This window comes from Sporolactobacillus terrae, from assembly GCF_019930545.1.
GTDB lineage: Bacteria > Bacillota > Bacilli > Bacillales > Sporolactobacillaceae > Sporolactobacillus > Sporolactobacillus terrae.
This window is the reverse complement of sequence record NZ_CP082837.1, coordinates 2,847,426-2,871,541: the sequence shown is the minus strand read 5'-3', so window position 1 is coordinate 2,871,541 and position 24,116 is coordinate 2,847,426. Positions and strand designations below refer to the sequence as shown.

Annotated in this window: 23 protein-coding genes; all 23 read right to left on the bottom strand. The window is 47.1% G+C overall.

Annotated elements, in window-relative coordinates:
- Positions 1-143: 143 nt before the first annotated feature.
- The 23 genes from K7399_RS13670 to yabG all read right to left on the bottom strand — a co-directional run bounded on the left by K7399_RS13670 (position 144) and on the right by yabG (position 23,794).
- Positions 144-1,094, bottom strand: coding sequence for a protein kinase domain-containing protein (locus tag K7399_RS13670; protein WP_028977204.1), 951 nt, complete (start codon positions 1,092-1,094; stop codon positions 144-146).
- Positions 1,075-1,815, bottom strand: a complete 741-nt coding sequence (locus K7399_RS13665) for a VWA domain-containing protein (protein WP_028977205.1) — start codon at positions 1,813-1,815, stop codon at positions 1,075-1,077. Before K7399_RS13665 ends, K7399_RS13670 begins: the two co-directional genes overlap by 20 nt.
- A gap of 274 nt (positions 1,816-2,089) precedes the next feature.
- On the bottom strand, positions 2,090-3,379 hold the full coding sequence (locus K7399_RS13660; RefSeq protein WP_081791805.1) for an IS91 family transposase: 1,290 nt from the start codon (positions 3,377-3,379) through the stop codon (positions 2,090-2,092).
- A gap of 580 nt (positions 3,380-3,959) precedes the next feature.
- Positions 3,960-6,437, bottom strand: a complete 2,478-nt coding sequence (spoIIE, locus tag K7399_RS13655; protein ID WP_028977016.1) for a stage II sporulation protein E — start codon at positions 6,435-6,437, stop codon at positions 3,960-3,962.
- 451 nt (positions 6,438-6,888) lie between these two features.
- Positions 6,889-7,311 (bottom strand): S1 domain-containing RNA-binding protein, encoded by a 423-nt coding sequence (locus tag K7399_RS13650; protein ID WP_028977017.1) that lies wholly within the window; start codon positions 7,309-7,311, stop codon positions 6,889-6,891.
- Positions 7,312-7,378: 67 nt separating this feature from the next.
- Positions 7,379-7,759, bottom strand: coding sequence for an FtsB family cell division protein (locus tag K7399_RS13645; protein ID WP_028977018.1), 381 nt, complete (start codon positions 7,757-7,759; stop codon positions 7,379-7,381).
- A 14-nt stretch (positions 7,760-7,773) separates the two neighbouring features.
- The gene (gene yabQ, locus K7399_RS13640; protein WP_028977019.1) at positions 7,774-8,352 is read right to left on the bottom strand and encodes a spore cortex biosynthesis protein YabQ; all 579 of its coding nucleotides are present in this window, start codon (positions 8,350-8,352) and stop codon (positions 7,774-7,776) included.
- Positions 8,349-8,657, bottom strand: a complete 309-nt coding sequence (gene yabP / locus K7399_RS13635; RefSeq protein ID WP_028977020.1) for a sporulation protein YabP — start codon at positions 8,655-8,657, stop codon at positions 8,349-8,351. Before yabP ends, yabQ begins: the two co-directional genes overlap by 4 nt.
- 69 nt (positions 8,658-8,726) lie before the next feature.
- Positions 8,727-8,972 carry an RNA-binding S4 domain-containing protein gene (locus tag K7399_RS13630; protein WP_028977021.1) on the bottom strand — a complete coding sequence of 82 codons (246 nt, stop codon included), beginning with the start codon at positions 8,970-8,972 and terminating at the stop codon, positions 8,727-8,729.
- Positions 8,969-9,244, bottom strand: coding sequence for an HU family DNA-binding protein (locus tag K7399_RS13625; RefSeq protein ID WP_028977022.1), 276 nt, complete (start codon positions 9,242-9,244; stop codon positions 8,969-8,971). Before K7399_RS13625 ends, K7399_RS13630 begins: the two co-directional genes overlap by 4 nt.
- 90 nt (positions 9,245-9,334) lie before the next feature.
- Positions 9,335-10,966, bottom strand: coding sequence for a putative polysaccharide biosynthesis protein (locus K7399_RS13620; RefSeq protein ID WP_028977023.1), 1,632 nt, complete (start codon positions 10,964-10,966; stop codon positions 9,335-9,337).
- A gap of 259 nt (positions 10,967-11,225) precedes the next feature.
- A complete protein-coding gene (gene spoVT / locus K7399_RS13615; protein ID WP_028977024.1) occupies positions 11,226-11,762 on the bottom strand; it encodes a stage V sporulation protein T in 537 nt (178 codons plus the stop codon).
- Positions 11,763-11,857: 95 nt separating this feature from the next.
- Complete coding sequence (gene mfd, locus K7399_RS13610) at positions 11,858-15,412, bottom strand: transcription-repair coupling factor (protein ID WP_028983229.1); 3,555 nt, start codon at positions 15,410-15,412, stop codon at positions 11,858-11,860.
- A 272-nt stretch (positions 15,413-15,684) separates the two neighbouring features.
- Positions 15,685-16,254, bottom strand: a complete 570-nt coding sequence (gene pth, locus K7399_RS13605) for an aminoacyl-tRNA hydrolase (RefSeq protein WP_028977026.1) — start codon at positions 16,252-16,254, stop codon at positions 15,685-15,687.
- Between the two features lie 302 nt (positions 16,255-16,556).
- Complete coding sequence (locus K7399_RS13600) at positions 16,557-17,183, bottom strand: 50S ribosomal protein L25 (RefSeq protein WP_028977027.1); 627 nt, start codon at positions 17,181-17,183, stop codon at positions 16,557-16,559.
- A 95-nt stretch (positions 17,184-17,278) separates the two neighbouring features.
- A complete protein-coding gene (locus tag K7399_RS13595; RefSeq protein ID WP_037563393.1) occupies positions 17,279-18,229 on the bottom strand; it encodes a ribose-phosphate diphosphokinase in 951 nt (316 codons plus the stop codon).
- A gap of 96 nt (positions 18,230-18,325) precedes the next feature.
- Entirely contained in the window at positions 18,326-19,417 is a 1,092-nt protein-coding gene (glmU, locus tag K7399_RS13590) for a bifunctional UDP-N-acetylglucosamine diphosphorylase/glucosamine-1-phosphate N-acetyltransferase GlmU (protein WP_028977029.1), read from the bottom strand.
- Positions 19,418-19,783: 366 nt separating this feature from the next.
- A complete protein-coding gene (spoVG, locus tag K7399_RS13585) occupies positions 19,784-20,074 on the bottom strand; it encodes a septation regulator SpoVG (protein WP_010025671.1) in 291 nt (96 codons plus the stop codon).
- A 164-nt stretch (positions 20,075-20,238) separates the two neighbouring features.
- The gene (purR, locus tag K7399_RS13580; RefSeq protein WP_028977030.1) at positions 20,239-21,087 is read right to left on the bottom strand and encodes a pur operon repressor; all 849 of its coding nucleotides are present in this window, start codon (positions 21,085-21,087) and stop codon (positions 20,239-20,241) included.
- A 54-nt stretch (positions 21,088-21,141) separates the two neighbouring features.
- Positions 21,142-22,008 carry a 4-(cytidine 5'-diphospho)-2-C-methyl-D-erythritol kinase gene (gene ispE, locus K7399_RS13575; protein ID WP_028977031.1) on the bottom strand — a complete coding sequence of 289 codons (867 nt, stop codon included), beginning with the start codon at positions 22,006-22,008 and terminating at the stop codon, positions 21,142-21,144.
- A gap of 104 nt (positions 22,009-22,112) precedes the next feature.
- The gene (locus tag K7399_RS13570; RefSeq protein ID WP_010025675.1) at positions 22,113-22,304 is read right to left on the bottom strand and encodes a small acid-soluble spore protein, minor alpha/beta-type SASP; all 192 of its coding nucleotides are present in this window, start codon (positions 22,302-22,304) and stop codon (positions 22,113-22,115) included.
- Between the two features lie 209 nt (positions 22,305-22,513).
- Complete coding sequence (locus K7399_RS13565) at positions 22,514-22,768, bottom strand: Veg family protein (protein WP_028977032.1); 255 nt, start codon at positions 22,766-22,768, stop codon at positions 22,514-22,516.
- Positions 22,769-22,930: 162 nt separating this feature from the next.
- Positions 22,931-23,794, bottom strand: a complete 864-nt coding sequence (yabG, locus tag K7399_RS13560; RefSeq protein WP_028977033.1) for a sporulation peptidase YabG — start codon at positions 23,792-23,794, stop codon at positions 22,931-22,933.
- Positions 23,795-24,116 lie beyond the last annotated feature (322 nt).

Sequence of the window (24,116 nt, the reverse complement as noted above, 5' to 3'; positions counted from 1 at the left end):
CCTTGCCTCCGGTCACCTTTTACACGATAAGAAAGCATAAAATTTCAAAGAAAATAGTATCCGTGCAACGAGGTCTTCGCTTTCGTCAAAGACTTAGCCAAGCCAAGTTTTCTTTATAATGTATGTCCACCATACGCTAAAAATCACATCACGTAAATAACGACAAATAAAATATAGGCGGTAATTAATACGGAAGCAGCTGCCCAGGCCGGCCGCCAGCCGTTTTGGTTACGTTTGATCGCATGTCTCTGCTGCCGATGCTGATGCCGCTTCACTTGCGGCGACAGCGGCGGCGGACTTGCCATGATTTCGAAAAGCAGTGCCTGCCGCAGTTCTTCTGCGCGCGTATAGTGCCCCTGCAGCGCCTGCAGGAGTGGACGGTGAATCGTTGCAAACTTGGGGTGGGTTTTAATTAAATGAATCAGCTGTTGCTGCGGTGCGCGTGATCGCTCGATTCGTTTTCCAAGTGCCGCATTGATTAAGATCATCACACAGGCAAACAAATCATAACTGGGTTCCGCGCGACGGCTGCCGATCCCCCAATACCCGCGGTCAAAAAATTCCGTATATTCACGAACCGACCTGCCAATGCGGGTCACACCACCAAAGTCAAGGCAGCGAATGGAATGGCCCGGATGCATCAGGATCAAATTCTCCGGCTTCAGGTCTCCGAAAATATAGCCGGCCTGATGAAGCTGGCTGAGTTGTTTGAGCAGCTGCAGCATGTACACAAGTACCCAGTCAAACGGTTTCCGTTTCAGCGCTGAAGAAAGCGATTCGCCTTTCAGATATTCCATTGCACAGAACCCAATGGTCCGTCCACCATGTATCCAGTCGTCGCTATCATACAAAGAAGGCCCCAGAGGACCTCCTTGAAGCTTTTCGAACTGCTGAAGCACATGAACCTCTGAAATCAATGAGGCGCGGTCTTTGGCTAACTTAATGGCGACTGTACGCGCACCGTCATGACCCAGATATACCGTGCCTTGAGCACCGCTTCCTAACCATTTGACCAACCGATATTGCTTTCGGTGCCATTTGCCGACGATGACCGTGCCTGCTGCAAAGCGCAAATCATCTCGGTCCGTCATCATAGGCCTCATCATCATTGCGGAAGAACCCGTGTTTTCTGGACAGTGAAGCGAAACTTTTTACCGCTTCTTTAAGCGCCGGTCCGGTAGGCGTTATCCCATGCGAGCTGATTTTATCAAAAGTACGTTCAATATCATCCAATTGAGGTGTCCAAGCAACCACCTTTTGAACAGATTTTCGTTTCCCGGGAAATAAATACAAACAAAATTGGTTTTCGCCCATTCGTGCCGATAAGCTGAGCGATAAATCGGTCAACGCCTCGCGTACCGTTGGTAACTTGTTTTTCATGCTGGCGCTGGTATCCACAAGAATACAAACTTGAAGATCCGATGTCTCTCCAACTTCCTCAACAACTTCCATGACTTCGCCGCGTTTTTCAGGTGGGAGATCTTCCACAGTACCCGAATCACCGAGGATATCCTGCAGCTGCTGATTGATCACCCCAGTGATCGTCTGAGTCATCGCCTGTTTGGTCACCATTTGAACCGTTTGGGCCAATTGTTTTGTCTGAACAATCTGACTGATCCCGCCACCTGCCTCAGCAATGTTTTCGATTTCATGAAGTCCGTGGCCATCCTCGGTATCATATTTATCCAGCACGCCAATGACATTCACCGTAATTCCCTGTTCACGCGCCAACGCAGCCATTGCCACCGGATCTTCTCCTTCATTGGAACATCCATCCGTGATTAATAGAATTTGCTTTAACATGCCTTTCTTCATCGAACTTTTCAACTCCTCCTTGAAACTAGCATTATGATCGACAGGAAAAGTAGATTTTATACCGTTCGATAAGAAAAACCGGGCAAAATACGCCCGGTCCTTTTTTGTTTAGAGATAATCTTTAATTCTGTATTCCTGGCCGTGAACCCCTTTGTAGTATTCAGGATACATTTCTCCTCCACATTGTTCACATGAAAACCGAGGGGGAATGATCGAATCTCCACCATCCATAAGATCCATTTCTCGTACAATTTGTGTAGGGATTTCTTCTTTCTCATGACACGATAGGCAAAAAAACCGTACGGTTTTTTTGTTTGTTTTTTGCACGATTTTCTTTTTGACCGATTTGCGTCGTTTTTTGGTTGAGATAACGAATCTCCTCCTCTAGATACTCTCTTGCCGTTCTTCCTAGGGCTACTTTGATGACTAACCTGCCTTCTTCAAGGCAGACTTCTCCCTTGTATTCATAATAGTTACCGCATTTAGGACAAATATGAGGATCTTTATTGCCAGTTGCGATCGTCCGTTCTCTCCATGTACGTCTGCGCAGAACTTTATTTACCTTGATGACCCAGCGCTTTGTTACTTTTTGCCATGCCATTAATAACTTTTTGCTTAATTTTTTATTTTTTCTAGAATACATGCCATAATGCCGGATCGTTTTAAACTGCTCGTCAGGGATATGACGGATCAAACGTGCAATAAAGGCTTCAACTGTAAGCGTCAAACGCTTTTCCTGATTGTCTCTTTTGTCCTTGTACGTAAAGGTCACGTTGTGACCATCGTAGTCTTCGATGCGATTCAGTCCAATTGCTGGACGGCGGATATAGCGACCAATATAACGGAGTTGTTCTTTCACATGGCCTCGTTGTCTTGGGGCATGAACATAGAAACCTTCTCCATTTTGTAAATAAGCTTTCTGTAATAGAGGCTGAACGTTCTCCTTCTCTTTCGCAGTCAAATGTTTACGAATAAGTTTTAGCACCACCGTCTGCCACTGTTTCCGAAGCATCTTAAACGGAATGAAGTCATAGGACTTCCATTCTCCTTTGCGAGTGATTCCACCCATACTCACAAGCATGTGAACATGCGGATTAAAATTGAGCTGAGATCCAAATGTATGGAGACCAGCAATAATGCCGGGAGTCACTTTCGCTTTCTTCTGAAAAAAGTTTTTGATAAGCCTTGCGGCCTCGTCCATTAAAGGCTTTAGTAAGTGCCGGTGTAAAAGGAAAACATCACGTAAACCTTCATCAATAGTGAAAATGACATGTCTATGATTGACTTGTAGCACATCTTCCGCAAGCAGTCTGCTCCATTCTTCGCTCTCTCCAATAGAACACGTGGTACAAAAACGTCCTTTGCATCGAAAAGGTACTTTTCGAACATCATGACAACCTTCACAAACCAGCAATTTAAATCCCTTTTTAAGGTTTCCACAATCCTTAAATTTCTCCACTTCTTTGATGACAATTGGGCGTATCTGTCCCTGATACTTTTTCCTAAAAGCTTCCCAATGTCTATGATGATCGAAGAAGATACGTTTAAGAATATTAGGTTTCATAAATAAAAGGTATCACAGTCATATTCACTGCGATACCCCCAAAATCATATACTTTCTTTTCCTGTAAGAAAAACCGGGCAAAATACGCCCGGTCCTTAATCTCCAACCATGTGTGATGGACTAGTGTCTTTTCGGTGCTGAATCGCCGCTTCGGTTACTCGCTTGCCGCGGGCGCACCGCGAGCCTCCTCAGACAGGTAGGTATCTGCGGGGTCTCGCTGGCACGCTGTTCCCGCAGGCGTCTCGCACCTCCGCTTTGTTTCTCGGCCAAGACACTGGGCTATTGGTTTGAAGATGGGGCAAAATCTTATACTTTCTTTTCCTGTGAGAAAAACCAAGCTGTGCTTGGTCCTCTATCTCCAGCCATGTGTGATGGATTCGTGTCTTTTCGGTGCTGAATCGTCGCTTCGGTTGCTCGCTTGCCGCGGGCGCACCACGAGCCTCCTCGGACAGGCAGGGATCTGCGGGGTCTCGTACCTCTGCTTTGCCAAGCCTTGGAAGGCAGCCACTTCGTTGCACGGATACGTTTCAACCCCTTTTCCAATAGTCGATACAGTAAAACTCACAAACTGCAAATGGGTTTACGCGCGTTTGATGCGCTTATCCGTTTGATCCGATGAAAATGCCGACCACTCCGGTATATGATGGCTTATTCGCGCCGTGATGACGGTCATATCATCATTGAGCGTTCCATTTCCTGCCCGAATCACTTCCTCGAGCAGCAAATCGGCAATTTCCTGTGGATCATCAGTCTCCATCTCTTTTATTTTTCGCTTGACCCATGCTTCCTTATTTTCAATGTGCTGAGGAACATCAAAAATTCCGTCGCTCATCATAATCAGCAGATCCCCTGACTTTAGCTGTTCGGAGCGAACATCAATTGAGACATCACGGATAATTCCAATAGGCAGATTTTCGCTGTCAAGCATAAAAACACGGCTTCCTCGTTTTATAAAACTTGGATTTGATCCTATTTTCAGAAATTTAGAGGTCGCATTTTGCAAATCAATTAATGCCAGATCCAGCGTTGCATAAATTTCCTCTGTCGAACGCAGCGATAAGATCGAATTAATCGACTTAATCGCCAGCGTCTCATGTATTCCCGATTTCAACACTTTTTTCAACAGCTGCAAGGTGTCTTTGCTTTCCATATCCGCTCGCTCGCCATGGCCCATTCCATCGCTGATCGCCATCACATATTTCTTGGAACCAATTTCAAACAGCGAGTAATTATCGCCGGAGATCCCCCCGCCACCGCGTGCAGCCGTTGCGACACCCGTCTCCAAATCATAAGCACGTGCTGAAACAAAGACGACTCGGCTCGGACCTCCGGGAAGGTCAGACGACTGTTTCTTCTCCACAACGATACTTTCACCGAGAATATCTGAGAGAAGCGGTGCGATGACCTTCTCGCACACTCCGTAGTGATCAACCGGAAGCACAGCTTCGATATCGATTGCCCCAGATTCCAGATTGTAGATTTCAACGCTTTCGACGCGAACACCAATCCCGTTCAGTTTCGTCAAAATCATTTCTTCCTGCCAATCATGAAGCCCGCGCTCTCGCTTCATTTCACGTGCGAAGTCGCCCATGACCTGGGATACCCCCTTCAATTGATCGGCCACTAATCGGCGGCTTTCCAAAACATTGTGGCGCATTTTCTCACTTAATTCGGCATGGCTCTGCTCGCGGTGAATGGCCTCCAGCGTACGCTCCGGTCTCGAACAATGGCTGCGCCACTGACGCTGCACACGCGCTTCCGAGTCCCGATTTCCGTGGCGTGCCTCCTCACGTAATTCAAGCATGATCCGCTGCGTCTTCTCAAAATTATTAATCCAGCAAAACTCTTTTTTAAAGCAATTCTGGCAAGTTTTTGCCGTAACGCGGCTTAAGAAAAGATCATCATCACTGGCCGACTCATGATTGTCTTCAGGCGGCGAGAAGCTTTTCGCAAGCGTTTGAAAAAGGCCGGAAAATTGTTCAACACGGCTCACGGTAACATCGCGCAGTTTGCGCACATATTGCTGTTGTTCTGCCTGATATTCACGCGTTCCCGGGATAAATGAGGCCATTTGCCGGATAAAACTTTTCGGCGTTAGAAAGAACAAAACCAAAGCGGCAATGGAGTCGATGACTTCGTTGCCTAAGCCGGCGTAACCGCTGCCATAAACACCGATCAGCAAGGTTGCGATCAAAAGGCCGGCTGCCACCCCCACTTTTCCAGCCTCTTTCAGCAGACCTCCGAGCACACCCGTAAAGGCGAGCAAACTCATTTGATAGAGGCTCGTTACACTAGCCATACCTAGAATCAGACCAATCACCACGCCCACAGTTGACCCGATTGCCGCACCTCCGGCATAAGCAAAAAGCAGCACCGCGTAACGTGCGAGTACATGGTCGATGGACACGTCATAGACATGCCAGCCGATCGTTCCGGCGATCACAGAAGAGATTAGAATCACAAAGCAAATGATTTCCTCGTTACGAAACAGTTTATGACTGACATGTGTTGAGATCAGCGGCACACTCTGCATGAAAATCAATGTGACCAAAGCAGATAAGGAGGCTTCAGCGCCGGCGGTCAAGAGATCCGTCCAAACAATGGTCAGCGAAAACGCCGCTTGGTACACCAAACGTACCGTGAATCCCATGATAAAAACGAGTCCCGGCAGCCACCGTTCCATTTTCACTCGCTTCAACGCGTTCATCATTCGCCATCCTATAAGAAATGCGAGCAAACCGAGCAGTGCATAAAAGGCTTGTCCCGCCGAAAGGGTCGCCGCACCAACCAATACCGCAAGTGAATCGGCATATTTGCGCTTGCGCTTCATCCAGAAAACCGTCGCAAAAAACGGAAGGATAAAAGGAGTTAAGCTGGTAATGATTACCGCACGTCCAAGGAGAAAACCGGCCGCCAAGAAAAAGAAATCCGTACGGAATACTACACCCAACAAGAACGTCTGGATCGAACGACCGGATCGCGCTCGTCCTTGCAATCTTTTCTTGTGCACAAAGGGATCAACCGTCTCTGCCGCTACACTGCCCATTTTTTGAATCATGTCGTTCGCCGCCTTTAACTTAGGATTGTATGATCCATTAAAGCATATAAGACATTCATAATTTGTCAGAATGACAAGGCTTATTCGAAAAAAACTTCGACCGCTTTCTCGATCTTCAGCCATATTTGACAAATGCTCGCATGGTCACGGCTGCTCGCGGTTCTGTCAAACGGCGAGTCTTGGCGAGTGCTCTCACTTTTCGCCATTGTCCTGTCGTTTGTTCTCAATTCATCGACAATGATTACGCTTCTTCTGTTTTCCTGTACTTTGATAAGAAAAATCAGGCAAACTTGGCCCTTACTTCTTCAGGATGCGGTGATTTCCGCATTGTGCACAATAGCATGTACGCCGTGACCACTCAAAATGCGCTCAGAACGCACAAAAAAGCATCCAAGTCCCTCTTGAACCTGGATGCTGCATTGCTATCTATTTATATCGATTCCGGTGGTACTCAGCCTCTGCGTGCGCCACGTCCTCCGCGTTTGGATTCGGTCTGACGCTTAATTGTCGAAAGACGATCCTCACTGTCTTTTAAATATTGAGAAATTTTGTCCTCAAAACTTAACGTGTGCGCATGTGAATTAAACCGTTTGCCGCCGCCATGTCTTGGTCCGCGAGACGACGATGCGACCTTGGGTTTGTCGACAGCTTTCCGAATAGACAGACCGATTTTTCCGTCGGGAGCAACCTGCAACACCTTAACCGTTACCTCATCACCGACCGACAGAACATCATGAATGTCTTTTACATAACGATCCGCAACTTCACTGATATGAACCAGCCCTGTTTTCCCACCGGGTAAATCAACGAAGGCTCCGAAGTTAGTAATTCCTGATACTTTACCCTTCAGCTTGCTGCCTGCTTCAATTGACATAAAGAAAAGCTTCCTCCTAAAATGGTATCAATAATTATATTATTATACATAGCAAAAAAAGTGCCTGTCAATCCTTGGTCTGAGCGGGTTTTGAAAAAATAATCTCACCCTTGTTCGATAATAGATAATCACGTCTGGCGATTTCGCCAATATAGTCTTTATCATGAAGCAGCTTGATTCGCTTCTTCACGTCGGATGCCTCATGTTTCGATTGGCTCAGCTGCTTTTGCAAACTTTTTTTGGTCTGCGTCGCTTCGTTAATTTGGTGAGATTGTGAAATCAATGAGGAAATCATGAAGGTGCTAAGCAGAGCGAAAACCACAAAGAAAGCAAGCAAACGCCGCATTAATCCTTTTTGTCGTTTCCTTTTTCTTTTTTCATTCAACTCATGTGACTGCAGATAATTATTTTGCAGCCGAGTAACCCGCTCAACGCCCGCACGTTCCATTTTATTCCCCCCGATCATTTCCGCTTCACAAGAAGTGATACCCACTGCCCAATTTTTTGCCGGATCTGTATTTGTTTCTTTGTTACAAATAGGAGAAAACGGTCCGGAAGAATCATCCGGATGATGCCTCTTAGCAGCTTCAAAGGAACAGCAAGCAGAAAAAGCACACTTCTTATCGCAGTGTTTACTGTCATTCTACACAATCTATACGTAAGCATCAATAGGAAAAAGATCGGATAGATCAATAAACGATAGACAGATTTTGCCGTAAACCGCCCTGTTCGGACAGCCATAAAGACTATTTTGCCGAAAAGACGCATAAAAGGCTTCTCCAAGAGTGCTTTATAAAAGGAAAAACCAAGCGCAATGGCCAGGAAATAATAAAGACGCAGCTGACCTTCATTCATCGGCAACAGAAATGAAAAGAGCAGCAGCGCTTGTACGATCCAAAAGAGAGGGTCTGAAATGAGCAGAATCCAACGGCGCTCTTTCCTCGGGTGAACAAAATGCTGATAGACAGAAAAAGAGGCGCCAAACCATATGCCCATGACAATCATCAGCATGAGCGACGCATATTGTTCTTCCAGTGTCATCGAAACAGCTTGCTGAAGAAGCCTTTGTGTGCTTCTCCGCCCTGATCATCCAAATAGCTGATTTCAATAATATGCCCCTCAATTAAAACTTGTCCCTGCTCAACATTCAGATTCTGCATTTTCAGACCCGAACCCCGAACGGCTAGATACCCCAGCACGGTTTCAAGTAGAAATTCTTCATGGTCAAAGCTTTCTACATGTTTCACACCGGTGATCTCAATCGACTTTCGGTCCTTCACCACAATGTTCTGATTTTGTATTGGCTTGTCTTTATTAGGGATTGGCGACGAATAGAATTGACTCAATGGACTCCCCTCCTCTAATTCTTACATTATGAAGGAGCTGTCCCATTTAGAACTTAAGCGAAAGGGCTGTTATTTTTGAACCACTTCATAGAGCGAAGCTGCTTCTTCTTTCTTAACAACCTCTTTAAGCTGCAGAATTCGAACCGTCATCGGTCTTTGCCCAAAGTGGAGCGTCAGCACATCGCCGACCGCGACATTCGTGCTTGCCTTTCCCGGCTGCCCATTAATGTCGACCCGTCCTTGATCCGCAAGTTCTTTCGCCACCGTTCGCCGTTTAATTAAACGGGAAACTTTTAAAAATTTATCTAATCTCATTTTTTCACTGCATCCTTAAATTTATTTCCCGCTCTGAATCCGGGCACGCATGTCGCCGGAATCGTAATGGTTTCGCCCGTCTGTGGGTTGCGTCCTGATCTGCTGGCACGTTCGCGTACTTCAAATGTACCGAATCCGACGAGTTGTACTTTTTCATTTTGTTTCAACGCTTCGATCACTTGGCTCAATGTCTCATTCACGATAGCCTCGGTATCCTTTTTCGCAATGCCTGTTTTGTCTGCTACTTTATTAATGAGTTCATTCTTATTCATGAAAAATTCCTCCAAATCATTAATCGTGATTCCCGCTGTCCCTGGCTGTTCCGCCTTATTTGTCCCATTTTATCATATGTAGCCCATGGTTCACAGTTTCGAGGATCGATGTGACGCCTCTGCTTCACGTCCCGTATGGTCGCTGCGCTTCGTCAGTGTCGCGGCAAACGGAATGCGTACCAAGTCACGCGCATCAAGAAAACGAAAAAACCAGATCAGTGTGACAAAAACCACACCGCCGACCATAGCAGCAGACAGCGCGCATAACGCTGCTGCCGGGCGCGAGGCAAGCGGTTCGGTAACCCTGCGCATCACTTGCTTCCACACAAAAACAGAAGTCGCCATCCCGGCAATTGCCGACGCTAGCTTAACCAGCGTCAACCAAGAAAACGCACGCGTCAATCCGGCACGCCGTAAATAAAAAACGTTCAATCCGGCTGCAATAAGTGTACCCGTACACGTTGCCAGTGCTGCGCCGACAATAGAAAAGCGGGGAATGAGCAGAAAGTTAGCCGCCGTTTTCGCGCACGCACCGACAATCAAACCTAAAAAAGGCATCCATGGCTTTCCGGCTGATTCCCAAATTCCTGAGGCGGTCAGCATCAGCGACAGGGTGAGCATCGTCAGCGCAGCAAGGGCGAATGCAAGCGTTCCGTTCGCGTTTCTGAAAAGCATGATGTTCACTTCTCGACTGATCGACATAAGCCCAGCTGCTGCAGCCGTACCAAATGCAAGGCTGATTTTGAGCGCGAGTGCCGCTTCAATACGAAAATCATGATGCCGACGCTGCACCGCAAGCTGTGAGAGTCTCGGCACGATTGCTGCGGTCAGCGAGGCTGCCGCAATCATCCCGAACTGAGTCAAGATATAAGCACGATCATAGATCCCTTTTACCGCACGCGCATCAGCAACCTGTCCCTGTTCGAGCAGACGCAGTACCGTAAGCGAATCAATCAGCTGAAAGAACAGCAGCGGCACCGCGAGAACGGAAAACAAACAGCCGCTGATCATCAATTTTTTTACCCATCGCCATCGAACAGGATGATCCGATAAGGACAGTAGCCTTTTGACTGCAGTCTTTTTGTGTGGCACAAAGAGCATTAAAATCACTAATGACACAAGTGGCGCAAAAGCTGAGCCGGCGGTTGCCGCAAACCCAAACGCGTAGGGATCTCCATGATTAACAAACAAGTACCAAGATACACCGAGAATAAAACAAACCCGTACCGTTTGTTCGCCGATTTGAGACAGTGCGGTCGGCAACATATTTGCTTCATTTCCTTGAAACGTTCCGCGCAAAAGGGCAACCAGCGGCACAAACAAATAAGCCGCGGAAGCAACGCGGATCAATCCGGTCAGATGGCGGTCGCCCATGATTGCGGTCAAGAAATCAGCGAAGAAAAAGAGCCCGACGAAAAAAAAAGTGCAAAGCAGCAGCAAGGCCATTCCGGCATGCCGCGCTACTGCAGCCTTCTCTGTTGGATGGCCGGATGCTTCTGCCATATATTTAGAAATCACAATCGGGAAACCGGTTGTCCCCAGTGCCGCGGCGAGCGCGTAAAACGGATAGACTTGCTGATAGACATAGAAGCCGACGTCACCAGCAAAGTTTTGGTAAGGAAGCCGGTACAGCGCGCTCATCAGCTTCACCAATAATGCAGCGGCGGTTAGAATCAGTGCGCCCTTCCATACGCGATGGCTTCCCTTGTTCTCTTGATTCATAGATGTTCCTGCTTTTCTCAAGAATTATAAATAGGATTATATCATATCTTTCCTCTTGGGATGGATTAATCACCTTGTTCACGAATGACCCTCCAGCTGCTCGCTGCACGTATCAACAAAGCGCGATCCCGCTGGCGCCAGAGTACCTCCGCTTTGATTCTCGGTCAAGAGACGGGTCGATTGGCTTGAAGACGGGGCAAAATCATAAACTTTCTTTACCTGCAAAAAAAGAGGCCGCAGACGCGCCTCTTTTTATTGTTCAATGTTCCATTTGTCTGCCAAGGAACCCAGCCGCTGTCTCTGCAAGCTTCACTTCGGTTTCACCTATAGCCTTCTGATCCTTGTCAATCAACATGATCGTCCCAATCGGATCGCCCCCGGCAATAATTGGGGCTACAACGTAAGGCCCGGACAAATTTTCATGCCCTTCAACCAAAGGTTCACCGCGTTTCTGCTCAGAAATGGTCTGCCGCTGCTCCATGGATCGTTCCGGGACAGAAAGCAGCCGCTTTTCTAAAAAATCTTTTTTCGAACCTCCTGAGACAGCGATCACCGTATCACGATCGCTCACCAAGGTCAGTTTGCCTGAATTCTCTGCTAACGACTCTGCATACTCTTTCGCAAAATCACTAAGCTCACTCATTGGCGAGTATTTCTTTAAAATGACTTCACCATCATGATCCACAAAAATCTCTAATGGATCGCCTTCACGTATACGAAGCGTGCGCCGTATTTCTTTGGGAATGACTACCCGCCCAAGATCATCAATCCGGCGGACAATACCAGTTGCTTTCATTTCAAGGATGTCCTCTCTTTCCGCTTCCGCAAAAATGATTGATTCCTTGAATTATTATCTGCGCTCCTGGCAGAACTATGCACCATTCACCAAATTTAACCTGCTTTCTCCGAAGGGCTCTTCACCTGCTCAATACCGCTAAGCAGTTTCGTGACTTCCTTCAGCATCGGCTCGGTATGACGCGCATCACGTTTAATCGTCACTTTCATTTTTGTACCCTCGCTGCCGAGCGCAACACCGTTGCCCATTTTGCTCACCGCTTTAAATAGCGATTCACGATCAAGCGCCTTCCAGCCCATCTCCGAAAAAATAATCGTGGTTTGTGCGCCTTGCTGTTTGATTTCCTCAATCATCAAAGTATTCGCACGTACACGCATCTCAGCTACTTTAAACAGATCGGCAACCTCGCGCGGGTAATCGCCAAAGCGGTCAATCATCTCATCGCGCAATTCGGCGATATCCTGCAATGATTCAGCCGATTTGAACCGTTTGTACATATCAATCTTCTGCAGCGAGTCGTCAAGATACGCATCCGGAATATAAGCATCCGTATCCATTTCAATCGTGACCTTAGGCGGACGCGGTGCGGCGGCCTGCGTTTTATCTTTACTGCTGCGCTCGGCGATCGCGTCTTGAAGCATCTGCGAGTACAGATCAAAGCCGACCGAATCGATGAATCCGTGTTGCTGCGCGCCGAGCAGATTGCCGGCGCCGCGAATTGACAAATCACGCATTGCGATCTTAAAGCCGGAGCCGAGCTCGGTAAACTCTTTAATGGCTTGCAGCCGCTTTTCGGCTACTTCATTCATAACCTTGTCGCGCTGATAGGTGAAATAGGCATACGCAACGCGGTTTGAACGTCCGACACGACCGCGCAGCTGATACAGCTGCGACAGCCCCATCCGATCAGCGTCATAGACGATCAATGTGTTCACATTCGGAATATCAACGCCAGTCTCAATAATGGTTGTGCTGACCAGTACATCCGCATTTCCATCAAGAAAATCAATCATTGCCGATTCAAGTTCCGATTCTTTCATCTGGCCATGAGCAAACGTTACCGAGGCATCCGGGACCAGAGTTGAGATCATCTCCGCCATTCTCTGAATCGTCTCAACGCGGTTATAGAGGAAGTATACCTGGCCGCCGCGTGCCATTTCCCGCTCAATGGCTTCGCGGATCAGCGCTGCATTGTATTCCATAACAAAGGTCTGAACCGGAAAACGGTTTTCCGGCGGTGTTTCAATAATTGAAAGATCGCGTACCCCAAGCATCGACATATGCAGCGTCCGTGGAATCGGCGTTGCAGTCAAGGTCAATACATCGATATTGGCCTTTAGCTGTTTAATTTTTTCTTTATGCGTTACGCCAAACCGTTGCTCTTCATCCACAATCAGCAGACCAAGATCTTTGTACTGAACATCCTTAGACAATAAGCGATGCGTGCCGATGACTAGATCAACCGTACCGTTTTTCAAACCTTTAAGCGTTTCCAATTGTTCTTTTCGCGAACGGAAACGGCTAAGCAAACCGATGGTTACTGGAAAATCTTCAAAACGTTCACTTGCTGTCTCGAAATGCTGCTGCGCAAGAATTGTCGTCGGCACAAGGAACGCCACCTGTTTCCCATCGGCAATGGCTTTAAATGCCGCACGCAAAGCGACCTCCGTTTTTCCGTAACCGACATCGCCGCACAGCAATCGATCCATTGGCTTTTCTTTTTCCATATCGCGTTTGATTTCCTCAATTGCCTGAAGTTGGTCAACGGTTTCCTGATAGGGGAAAGCCGCATCAAAATCATGCTGCTCTGCTCCATCCTTGCTGAATGCGTATCCTTTGCTGGCTTCGCGTTTTGCATAGAGCTTGATCAAGTCATCAGCGATATCCTGAATAGACGAGCGCGCCTTGCGCTTAACCTTCTTCCATTCACTTCCGCCAAGCGAATAAATTTTTGGTTCTTTGCCTTCTGAACTGACGTATTTTTGAACTTGGTCGATATGTTCAATCGGGACGTAAAGTTTATCATTTCCCTTATAGATAATTTCAAGATAATCTTTATGAATGCCGTTTACTTCCAGTGTTTCAATCCCGGCGTAGCGGCCGATCCCATGATCAACATGCACGACATAATCGCCGACGTTCAATTCGTTATAGCTCTTCAGTCGCTCAGCATTGGATAGCTTCTTCCCACGTCTCGCAGGCTTTGCTGTTTTTTTGGTAAATACTTCTCGCTCTGTAATGACCGCGATCTTCTTCAGCGGCAGTTCAAAACCGTTTTCAAACTGACCGACTGTGATTTGACTGATTCCATGAACCGGAAGTGTATCCGGAGCGACAAGTTCTGCCGGCACACCATAATCCGACAACACACGTTCCAATCGTTTCGCTCGCTCCGAATCGGAAGCAAGGAAGACGACCGCAAAATCGCCTTTTTTCCAGCGCTCAGCCTCTGTTTTAAGCAACTGAATTTGTCCATGAAAATTCTGCATCGTGCGGCACGTCATGTTGATGACATTCTGCGGCTGGAACTGGCCATGATAACGAAGAAACAATGAGAGCAGCAGCAACGGCTGATTGAGCCGTTCGGTTAATTCATGCCATTCCATTGTCATTGGCAGATCGCCGACGAGCTCCCCGCGCTGCAGCAGATCAACACGCCATTCGGCTTCCTCATGGTCCAGTTGTTCGGCCATTTCCTGAATGCGGCTGATCTCATCAAAAATGATCAATGCGTCCTCGGGCAAATAGTCATGAAACGTTGTTTGTTTGCTGTAGAATAACGTCGCGTATTTAATCATCCCGTTAAAAGGCTGATTTTGCCTTAACGCCTCAAGTTCGGCTTCGGTATGTTCATTGATCAGTTCCTTAACCTTCTGGTCGGACATCTTTTTCAAGGCACGTGCCCGTTCGCTTTCCAAGCCTTCTGCGGCTGTCGTAAAGTTTTCATCGTAGAGCAACAATTCACGTGCAGGCCCAATCAAAACGGGACCGCGAATCATATCCAGCGAGCGCTGCGTTTCACTATCAAAGAAGCGAACCGAGTCGATCTCATCATCGAATAGTTCAATACGAACCGGGTGCTCTTCCGTTAAGGGATAGATATCGATAATGCCGCCGCGAATACTGAATTGTCCGGGTCCGGTGACCATCGATTCACGCTCATAACCGATTGCCGTCAGCTTGCGCAGCAGTTCATCCAATTGAACCGTTTTTCCGCTTTCAAAGTGCAATAAGCTCGCTTTCCATAGATAAAGCGGGGCCAGCAGTTTCTTCAGCCCAGCTGCCGGTATGATGATTAATCCCTTTTTTTTCTGGGCCAGGTGGTTGAGCACATCAATACGCTGGGCCAGCAATTCAGGACTGGCGACCGCCAGTTCAGAAGCAATTAAATCATTTGCAGGATAAAGGAACAGTTCCTCTGCGTCGATGAGCCCCTCTAGATCGTTATAGAGCTTCTGCCCTTGAAACAAGTTATGGGTCACCACAACCGTTGTTTGGTTTCGCTTTTCATAAAGCGCTGTGATCCACAGTGCTTTTGCCCCCCCCGACAGTCCGGACACGAGCTGCTGTTTCATCCCCTGCCGATAACCATCAAGAACGGTCTGTATTTCGTTAATCTTTTGCTGATAGTATTGGCTCAGCCCAAGCATCGGCTAACCTCACTTTCTAGGACTTGGCTCAGCAAAGCCACCGGCGCAGGCTGAGCCCTGTTCATGCGTATACAATCCCCTTCGCTTCCCTCGCTCTTTTTGCACGGCATCATTTTGCCAGAAAAATGAGTGGAATTGGAAACGTTGGCGATCTCTTTGTCCTTTGTGTTACGAAACCGAAAAATGCTTTGGCAGATGCCAAAGCCCTGTACGGTTACATCAGAACCTGATTCTATAAAAAATAACTTCTATGATTATGCCCTTTGGGAAAATTACTTATTCGAATTATACATGTTCATAAGCTGTGAAAAAGGCTGCGTCAGCCATGCTTTTGCCGCCGAAGCAGAGCGTTCGATTGCAGCATCAATCGCTATCCGATCATCGCCTTGGAAACCTTGCAATACATAGCGAACGACCGCTTCGCGCGTATGCTGCGGATGTCCGATTCCTACTTTAATACGTGCAAACGCCTGAGTGCCAACGTGCTGAATGACAGATTTAATGCCGTTATGACCGCCAGCACTTCCCTTTTGCCGCAAGCGAATCTTGCCAATCGGCAGATCCATGTCATCTTGAATAACCAAAAGATCATCGGTATCCGATTTAAAAAAACGCAGCAGCGGGCCAACCGCTTCACCGGATGCGTTCATATAAGTAAGTGGCTTCACAAGCAAAACGTCCGTTTCACCAATTTTCCCTTTGCCAAACAACGCATTAAACTTATTCTTGGTTAAGCGGATCGATTCCTGCTCGGAAAGATAGTCAATCACTTCAAAACCTATATTATGTCGTGTATGGGCATATTCAGAACCTGGATTTCCCAAACCAACAATCACTTTCACAGTATTCACTCACCTTCAATGGAAGCTGGGTTTTTCGTTCATTACTTTATGACCCACCGACAACCCTATGCCGTTGTTCTGCTTTTTTAGTGCCTAACCCAGCGCTTCGGCTGTTCGCTGCTGCGGGCAGTCTGAGAGCTTTCGTATGCGCGCATGATCTTCGAGACTCCCCTTTTATACCGCTTGCCTCATCCAGCACGCTCAAGATCATAAACTTCCTGATCTGTAAAAAAGGTGTCTCAAAGTTAAAAACAGACTTTTGAGACACCCTCTCTTTCCCTAATCAAATCAGAAACGCTTCGTTATTCTGCAGCGTCGGTACTTGTCGGTTCAGCCGCCGTATCCTCAGCAGTTTCTTCTTCAGGTGCAGCTGCTTCTTGAGAACCATAAGAAAGAGAAACAATTGCGTCTTCAGCATCGCCGAGAATCGTATAGTCCTTAGCAGTGGAAGCAAGGTCACTGATGCGGATTGAATCGCCAACGCTTAATTTGGTTACATCGACTTCAATCGCACTTGGCAGTTTGTTCGGCAACGCGCGAACAGTCAGTTCAGACAATTGATTGTTCAATACGGCATCGCCGGATTCAACTTGTTCGACACCCTTCAGGATAACCGGAACAACGGCATCAATTTCTTCATTCATATTAATTTCGAGAAAGTCAATATGGCGAACGTTGCCTTTGAGCGGGTCAAATTGCAGATCGTGCGCCATAACGGTATATTTCTTCTTTCCTTCGATAGCCAAGTTGATGATGGCATTGCGTCCTTCATCGCGGAACAGCTTGTCAATCGCTTGAGCATCAACGGCTAGTCCTTCATTTCCTACGGTTTTTCCGTAAACAACGGAAGGAACTTTACCTTCTTTTCTTAACTGCTTCGTATATGACTTCTTGTAGTTATTACGAATTGCCGCATTTAATGTTGCCATGCGCGCGTGCACTTCCTTTCAACTCATCCATCTTTAGAATTTTTACCAAGCATAAGAAATCTAACCCTGTATCAACACATTACTTCAGTCCTAGGTTAGTTAAACAACCGGCTGACTGAAAGTTTCTCATGAATTCGGATGATTGCTTCTCCAATCAACGGTGCAACAGACAATTGCACAATCTTATCAATCTTCTTTTCTTCCGGCAACGGAATGGTATTCGTTACCACAAGCTCGCTGATTGCAGAACCCTGAATACGTTCAATAGCAGGACCCGATAACACAGGGTGTGTACAGCAAGCATACACCTTTTTCGCGCCGCGCTCAACTAAGGCGTTTGCAGCAAGCGTAATCGTTCCCGCCGTATCGATAATATCGTCGATGATAATGCACGTTTTATCCTGAATATCGCCAATAATGTTCATGACTTCCGAAACATTCGGACGCGGGCGACGTTTGTCAATGATGGCAATCGGCGCTTTCAAGCGATCAGCCATCTTGCGGGCGCGCGTGACGCCGCCATGATCTGGAGAAACCACAACGATATCATCAAGCTGCTTACTCATGAAGTATTCCGACAGCGTCGGAACACCAAGCAGCTGGTCAACCGGGATATCAAAGAATCCTTGGATTTGCGGTGCGTGAAGGTCAAGGGTCAAAACGCGTGTAGCCCCTGCAGTCTCAAGAAGATTTGCAACCAGCTTTGCAGTGATCGGTTCGCGTGCACGCGCTTTGCGATCTTGACGCGCATAGCCGTAGTACGGAATCACCAAGTTAATCGTCTTAGCCGATGCCCGTTTTAATGCATCGATCATAATCAGCATTTCCATCAAGTGCTGGTTAACCGGGTCACTCGTTGATTGAATAACATATACTTCGCTGCCGCGAATACTTTCTTCGATACTGATTTGAATTTCACCGTCGCTAAAGGACGAAACAAGACATTTTCCCAATTTAATGCCGATATGTTCTGCAATCTGCTTTGCAAGATCAGGATTGGAATTGAGACTGAATACTTTCAAATTTGGATCTAAATAGCTGACCATCGAATGGTTCCCTCCAGTTAATGGTTTACCCAGTGCTTTTCTGCATCTTTTAGTTATTATTTTTGAGCGTTGGGATCTTGCCGCAGCCTTGCCGCTTTAAGGGGTTGGCCCGCTCCGTTCTCCAATGTCCGTGTTCAACGTGTCAGTAAAACTGCCCACTTTAGCCTGATCATGGATCTTGGACAGCGGGCGAATGTAGGCAAACGGACCAATCTGTACTCGATTGCCAATCGTACTTCGCTCAAGCACGGATTGATCAATTGTCGTTTCATCGCCAATGACGCAATCGCGAATTTGCGTGTTGGCTCCAATGACACAGTTCTCGCCGATTTGCGTTTTTCCTGAAATCACTGTTCCCGGATAGATGACCGTATCCTTTCCGATCGTACATGTTGGCGCGAGATAGGTGCGCTCCGGATCAATAAGTGATACACCTTGTTTCATCATGGTGCAATTAATGCGTGCCTGCATATATTTCCCCGCAGCCGACAATTGAATTCGGTCATTAACACCGACCGTCTCTTCAAAATGCTCCGTGGTATAAGCAATAACTTTCTCAGATCCCCGGACAAGCATACCAATGACATCAGGAAGATAGTATTCGCCTTGAGCATTATTGTTCTTTACCTGGCCAAGCAACTGGAACAACCGTCGATTATCAAAACTATAGATTCCTGTATTAATTTCTGTTACTTTTTTTTCTTCAGAAGTGGCATCCTTTTCTTCGACAATTTTCGCTACATTGCCAAAACGATCCCGTATCACGCGTCCATAGCCCGTCGGCTGCAACGTGTTCGCTGTAAGCACCGCAGCAGACGCGTTTTTCTTTTCCTGAATTTGAATCAGTTTTTCGATCGTCTGGTGTGTGATGAGCGGTGTGTCGCCGCAGAGCACAACCGTCGTTCCATCAAGGTCGGCAAGTTGTTCAGCTGCTTGCAGCACGGCGTGACCCGTCCCCAGCTGCTGACGTTGAAACAGACATTCAGCATCTTTGCCCACTTCGGCTTTGACCGCATCGGCACCGTGACCGACAATCACATAGGTTTTGGAAAAATTCACCTGAGTCACTTCGTCCACGACATGGCGAATCATTGATTTCCCGCAAACCTTGTGAAGTACTTTGTGTACCTTCGACTTCATCCTTGTTCCTTTTCCGGCAGCAAGAATGATCGCAAAGCGATTTGACATAATGAACCCCCATAGCATTTGCTGATCCTTAGCGTCCATTTTAGACTATAGCTTAAAAACAGCCCTTTTTCAAGATCGTCCAAACGAAAAACGAATTGCTGTACGATCTTGCCGTTTCCCCCGTCTCAACGAGTAAATTTGCCATGTCTTTACAGGATCTCTCTAAAACTTATGAGCGTCCGTCTGCATATGTGTCTTGCCGGTTAACCGATCAGAAAATCCTATCATGAATGTTTCTAATTCTAAGAAAAAAAGAACCTAATCGGCTCTCTTTTCTCAGATGTGTTCATAAAATGAAGTGGAATGATACAGATCAACAGAACAAAAAGATTTAAAAGCTGCCTAGAAGTGCTGCTTCTGCAGTTTTTATGAAGCTCCTGCTTGCTCAAAAGAAGGATCCTCTTCACACGCGTGTTCATATTCATTCAGAATTGCGGACTGTATTTTCTCTCTAGTTCCGGATGTGATGGGGTGGCAGATATCCCTAAATTCCCCGTCCGGTGTCCGTTTGCTTGGCATCGCTACGAAGGTTCCGTTATTTCCATCGATCACACGAATATCGTGAACAACAAATTCTTTGTCAAAAGTGATCGAAGCAATCGCCCTCATTCGCCCGTCAGTATGCACAAGTCGCAATCTGACATCTGTTATTTCCATTAGTAAGACACCACCCTTTTCCCTAATGCGTAACTCATGGTTCTTACTACTTGTTTCAACACAAAAGTGGGAAATCCTGCTAATAGGAAAAAGAAATATGAATATTTTCAATCAATTTTGACACACACCGAACATCATAGCGATTCTGATGCCCGATCTTTTGTTTATACGTTTGTTGGGTTCACGTGCTGCTTCGGCAGCCAATCATATACGTTACCGTTTTCAATGATCGGCGTTTCCTGACGATCAGGGATGGCTAATTTAAGCAGTGATACATAACGGTCGACCAGTTTCGGTTGTTCTTCCTTTGTTTCAACCAACACCGCCATGCCGGCAACTTCCGCACCGAATTCCTGAATCATACTTGTCATGCCCTTCATCGTTCCTCCCGCTTTCATAAAGTCATCGACAATGAGGACACGTGCATGTTCCTTCAGACTTCTTCGTGGCAGAACCATCGTTTGGATCCGTTTTGAGGATCCGGATATGTAGTTAATACTTACCGTAGAGCCTTCCGTTACCTTGCTGCTGCGCCGCACGATCACAACAGGAATGCTGCGCTGCGAAGCAACGGCATAGGCGAGCGGAATCCCTTTGGTTTCCATCGTCATGACCGCGTCCAGTTTCTCATCAATAAAAACCGAAGCAATCAGACGTCCAATCGCATTGATATACGCCGGCTTGCCAAGCAAATCGGTCATATAAAGATAGCCGCCCGGGAGAAGCCGATCCTTTTGCGTCATTTGCTGGCGCAGAGTGCCCAGCAGCCGTTCAACTTCCGCAAGTCCCATATACGGCATATAGCAGACGCCTCCAGCAGCCCCTGCCTGTGTTTGAAGACGACCAATTTCCTGAGACTCAAAATTCTCTTTAATAATCGTCAGATCTTCGCTGATCGAGGATTTGGCCGACTGATACCGTTCCGAAAAATAGGAAAGCGAGATCACTTGTTGAGGATGCCGCAACAAATACGCCGTCATATCAACAAGTCTGCTGCTCCGCTTAAGTTTCATCATGTTCCTCCAAAACCCGAATATTTTAAAGCAATTCTACACCATTATTCGTATTTAAACAAGAGGAAACGGTTTACATAGGCGAACAGCATAGACTTGCGAGCAATATCCTCTCATTCCATTGATCAAACGCTGCATCCGGGACTCATGCTGTGTAAGTGCAAATACAGTTGGTCCGCTGCCGCTCATCAAAATGCCTTCAGCACCGATTTCTTCCATATGTGATTTGATCTTCGTAATGTCGGCAACCTTACGCATCGTCACCGGTTCCAGACAATTGCCAAGCAAGCGGCAAATCGATTCAAAATCACCAGCATCAATCGCGTGCAGCATCGCATCCACATCCGGATGTTCAATTGGACGACTGTCTAGGTCTTTATAGATCTGGGCTGTCGAAACGGAGACCGTCGGCTTGACCAGCACAACCCAGCAAGGCGGCAAGGGTGGGAGCGCCTCCAATTGTTCGCCACGACCGGTTGCTAGAGCCGTTCCACCTTTGAGACAAAAGGCAACATCGGATCCGATTTGCTCCGCAACAGCCAGCATCTCTTGGTAGGACATGCCCAGCTTCCACAGCCGATTCAATGCGCGGATCGTTGCCGCAGCATCCGTACTGCCGCCTGCAAGTCCTGCGGCGACGGGGATATTCTTTGTAATTGCAATCTCGACGCCGCAGCGGATCCCATACTTCGCTTTAATGTAGTGTGCCGCTTGATAGGCGAAGTTGCGCTCATCCTCAGGCACGTACGGTACCGATGCGCGTACTTCGATTTGATTCTCGGGCAAATCGCCGCATTCCACGCGATCGGCCAAGTCAATCGACGTCATGATCATTCTTACTTCATGGTATCCATCGCCACGCTTGCCGAGCACGTCCAAAGAAAGATTAATTTTCGCCGGCGCTTTTTCAAGTACTTTCAAACGGTTCCCCCACTTCCCCCATTAACTATTTACACTATAAAGGAAACGAACCAGAAGAAAAAGGGGTCCTATCCGTTTGACGGACAGAATCCCCTCTTTCACGCTCAATCATCGTGCTGATTTTTCGTTCCGTTCATTGTTGTTTCAGCTTTCTCGATGGCAAGGCGCACCATATTCCCCGCATCGCGGGCTTTGATGCCACCCCATCCTTCAGATTTCACCGTATCATAAAACCCCAGCTCTTTGGCAAGTTCCTCTTTAAATGACTCAGACATAATGCCTCTTCGTCTGGACATGATCGGTACAACTCCTTTCAATGGTCGAGCAGAAATTAGGTTATACCGATTGACTTCCTTCTATTCGAAAATCGTGTTAAAATAAATTTTGGCAAAAGATTCAGGCAGCATAAACGCGCATCACAATTTTGTTGCCGATCATGAACAAAAAGGGTGCGCGTATCCGCTGTTATTTATAATGTTTGTCATCAAAATCAGACAGCCGGTCATCATTGACCGCTCGCCATCTCCTCCAAAAAGGTGAGTTCTACTGCGTCCGTCAATACATCTGTGTAGCTGTAGGACACACGATCATATGCGCTTGACTCCTTATCCAGCCTGACCGTGAAAACAGACGGATAGGTTCCTTCCAAAACACCGATGCGTTGAATGGTTTTGCGTCTTCCACCGTTTGCTTTCAATGTCAAACGTTCGCCGACACGTTCATCAAGGACGCCTTTGATATCATCAATGGTTTTTCCCATCTCGACAATCCACCTCGCTTAATTATAAGTATACCACAATGGACGTCAAAAAATCAAATAGAATTAACTATAGCAGGAAACCCTTACAGCTGTCAATATATTTGTGGCAAACGACAGATATTTTTTTCTTCATCATTCGACTTTTTGCTCGAAACCATGGCTTTATTCCGATGGAAACGGCAGTCCGGTACGCAGCATGCCACGGCTCTCCACCCCACCTAAGCCGCCTGCGCCGGTCAATGTATTTTTCAGAACATCCCAGACGTTGACACGATCCATAAATGATGTGAAACTGATTCGAGCTGCCAGATAGACCGGATCAAGCGCGTGAATGTTGATGCGATCAGGTGAACTAGCAAAGTTCGCCCCTGCCCGAATCAAATATTCAAAATGTGATTGACAGGCGCCGGAGAAAATAACCATTTGATCAAGGCTCGGCCAATGATAGCGGATTTCTTTGACTGTTCGAATAAAAAAGCTGGAGTTGCGATACGCTTTAAGATCGCTTGCCGTTCCTTTGTTTTTCATAAATGCGTCGTGACCCGTTAGGACGAGAATATCGGGTCTGATTTGAGCCACCAGCCTTGGAGCCAGATCAGGCATCTCTGATTCAGGTATATATTTACCAATCACCGGTACATGCAGTTTTTTGTAAAAGGTAAGGCATTTTTTCAAATAATAAGGATCACCGTCAATATGAAGCACACGCCCCGGCATTTCAAAGTATGAGGTTTGGTCACGATAACCGTTGGTGGCCGTGTAACCGTGTTTCATTTTCATTTGCTTGTAATCCTGCCTGAACAGCTTGTAGGATTCATCCTCCTTCGAGCTCGTCATTTTTTCATACTGTTCCCGTTCATCCTCGGTCACTGGTACTAAATCGTCCAGGGGTGCATCTGCATAGAGACGCACGTCATGGCCGTTCAGTTCGGCGCTTTTTGTTTCTTCGTGAATCGCCACCACACGAAAAGGAAGGTCGCAATGGTACGAAGTCCGTGCCACAAGATCTCCAACTTGAACCGTCATGTTCTACTCCCTCTTTCCACGCGCATCCGGCACTGCATACTCCATCAGAGTCATCCTTTTCATGCTATGATCGATCGTCTATGAATATTCATGGACAAGGCTGCCGTGAGAAAAACTAGGCTGTGCTTGGTCCTTAAACCATCCTGGTTTTTGTGTACGCTCCGATTACTCGCTTGCCGCGGGCGCACCGCGAGCCTCCTCGAACACACAAATTCCTGTGGGGTCTTCCTCGCGCGCATCAACAAGGCGCGATCCCGCAGGCGCCAGAGCACCTCCGCTTTGATGCTCGGTCAAGACACGGCTCTAGCGGTCTGAAAACGGG